Genomic DNA, 2902 nt, shown 5'->3' with positions numbered 1-2902 from the left:
TGATGGCCCAACTTGGTCTAATAGTAACGGCTTCAGGATCCGCCATGCATATGGTGAGATGACCATGGGTAAACACGTGGTTCTAGCGGGGCAAACATGGTCTAACTTCATGGATTTTGCAGGCATCATGCCATCGATGGATTTCGCCACCGATCCTGGAACCACGTTTGTCCGCCAGCCTCAAGTTCGCTACCAATACAATATAGGTAAAGGTCAATACACTTCAATCAGTCTTGAAAACCCAACGCTTGGACTAACAGCCGCAGGCCCTTATACCCTAGTGAATAACGGTTCAAGTGAAGATGTCATGCCAGATATTATTGCCAAGTACTTTTACGCTAATAGTAGAGTTACTTTTTCACCAAGAGTCGTGATCCGTCGATTTGAACTAGAAGGTGATGATGCTTTTGGTTATGGCCTAGCATTAAACACTAGCCTTAAATTTGGAGACGGTCATAAGGCCGTTCTCGGCTTAATGTACGGTGATGGTATTGGTCGCTATGCTGGTCTAGGTTTTAATGCCGGTGCCGGTATCAATGCTGATGGGGAAACAGATACCTTAGAATACAGCAGCATTACTGGCGGAGTCGTTTTTGCGCTTCAACAAAATATACGATTAGCCATTGGTGCAGGTTATTCAGAACAAGACGAGAAAGGCCTTGAAGACGGTATTCTTACTGAATATGCCAATAAAACAGCCTTCTCTTGGCATACCAATCTATTTTGGAATATTACACCGGATATTGAATGGGCAGTAGGCGTCACCATGGGTGATGTCGAAAACATGGCCGATAAAGAAGGTGATATGACACGCTTTCAAACTTATGTGAAATATACCTTCTAACAAACCAATATTGCAGCGGTGACAGCAAAAACCGCTGCGTGTTCTCTGACTGGATGACCATTATGGACAAAAAACTGATATTAACGTTACTTACTGTACTCACGCTTTTTTTTACACACTATGCAAGCGCTAAAACAATGAAATCCCACCACAAAAATGCGGGATTGAACTGTGCAGATTGTCACATCAGCAAACCTTTTGAAGCAGCACCAATGGAACAGTGTTTAACGTGTCACGAATTACCGCAAAAAAAACAAGACTATCATGGTGCCCCCGACAAACATGACTCACCTCATTACGGCGTAGAACTTGAGTGTGAGAACTGTCATGCAGAACATGAAACGTCAGAAAACTTTTGTAATAACTGCCATGAGTTTGAATTTAACGTACCTTAAATAATTAACATGTCCATAATTTTTTAATTATAAACAAGTCACTACAAATAACGCCTTAGACATATTTAAGGCGTCTCCCCTCTTTTAGTCAGTAACAATTAAGATACTTTTTTAAATCATATAAGTAAGAAGATCCTCACTGAAATGCAACATTAGTGATGTTACGCTCCCTACAACAGTTAAATAGATGGATGTAGATGAAAACATCACAATTAGATCTTCGTGAACTCCTAGCATTTAAACCTCGTGGCGGCACGATGAGCTTTCTTGGTCAGAGAACTTACCTCACCGATATGGTGTCCCATGGAATACTCAGAAAAGAGTTACTCAGCACCGTCGATTCTAACGTCACTCGCACAATAATTACTCGTTCAGGTTTCATTAGAGGATGGTTATTAGCGGAACAAATAAAACGTAAAATGCCTGAAGTATGGTCAGAAGCAAGACAGGGGAAACTAGGCCCAATGGTTTGTTCTATGTTTGGCTTTGGCGAGGTGCTTACGAGTCAGCGCACCGATGGCCTGTCAGGCGCACCACTGGTTGAAACTTACTTTATCGGTTCCTATGAAGCAGAACAGCAACTACGTTTAAGTGGCCAATCTCAAGATGTAGTTTGTTGGGAACAAGTTGGATTCGCGAGTGGCTATGTTTCTCACGTTCAGCAACGTACGGTCTATTTCATTGAGTCAGAATGCCAAGCTAAAGGTGATTGCCACTGTCACCTTATCGGAAATTATGCCGAAAAATGGACTGAAAAAGACACTCTTTCACTCCATTATTATAATGGTATCAACATAGAAAATATTAAAACCGAAGTACAAGAAATATTAAAAATAGAAGAATATTTCCCACGAAATGTTCATTCTAATATTGATCTAGACTCTCCAAATGATTATGTCCAAAGTGGCTATCCCATTATCAATAGTTATCCGATGAAAAAACTCATTGAAATGGCCATTAACGTCGCCAAAGTACCCACATCTATTTTTGTCACTGGCGAAAGTGGTGTCGGCAAAGAGAAATTAGTTGATTTTATTCATCGCCTCTCCGATAGAAATAATAAACCGTTACTGGCGATAAACTGCGGTGCACTAACTGAATCTCTATTAGACAGTGAACTATTTGGCCATGTAAAAGGCGCGTTTACAGGGGCTGAAAATAACAAAATGGGATTGATCGAAAGTGCCAACGGTGGAACACTATTCCTCGATGAAGTCGGCGAACTTTCTCCCTCAATGCAAACTAAACTACTGCGAGTGATTCAAGAAAAACAAATTCGCCGAGTAGGTGACAATAATATCAAAGATGTCGATGTTCGAATCATATCGGCAACCAATAAAGATTTAGAAGCAGCGGTTGAAGCAGGTGATTTCCGTCAAGACCTTTACTACCGACTCAATGTTATCGAACTCAAAATCCCTCCACTAAGGAATCGAGGAGAAGATATTTTACCCTTAGCGCGCTGTTTTCTGTCCGATTTCAATGAAAAACTGGGTAGAAAAATCACTGGTTTTAACTACAAAACAGCAGATTTATTACTCAACTACGACTGGCCAGGCAATATTCGTCAACTCGCCAATACGATTGAACGGGCGGTAGTGTTAAGTCCTGGGCCACAGATTATGCCTGAAGACTTACCAGAAGAATTTCATCAAAATATCAC

General features: G+C 41.1%; 3 protein-coding genes. All 3 read left to right on the top strand.

The window, feature by feature from the left end; genetic code table 11:
• Positions 1-844, top strand: an 844-nt coding sequence (locus CXF78_RS18905) for a DcaP family trimeric outer membrane transporter (protein WP_219622099.1), incomplete at its 5' end; no start/stop codon positions are given.
• Positions 845-981: 137 nt separating this feature from the next.
• Complete coding sequence (locus CXF78_RS18900) at positions 982-1239, top strand: cytochrome c3 family protein (protein ID WP_165871062.1); 258 nt, start codon at positions 982-984, stop codon at positions 1237-1239.
• 197 nt (positions 1240-1436) lie between these two features.
• On the top strand, positions 1437-2902 hold a 1466-nt coding region (locus tag CXF78_RS18895), incomplete at its 3' end, for a sigma-54-dependent Fis family transcriptional regulator (RefSeq protein ID WP_102037619.1).

Origin of the sequence: Shewanella sp. 11B5 (genome assembly GCF_002836795.1) — a bacterium.
Taxonomy (GTDB): domain Bacteria; phylum Pseudomonadota; class Gammaproteobacteria; order Enterobacterales; family Shewanellaceae; genus Shewanella; species Shewanella frigidimarina.
This window is presented reverse-complemented; position numbering and strand designations above follow the sequence as displayed.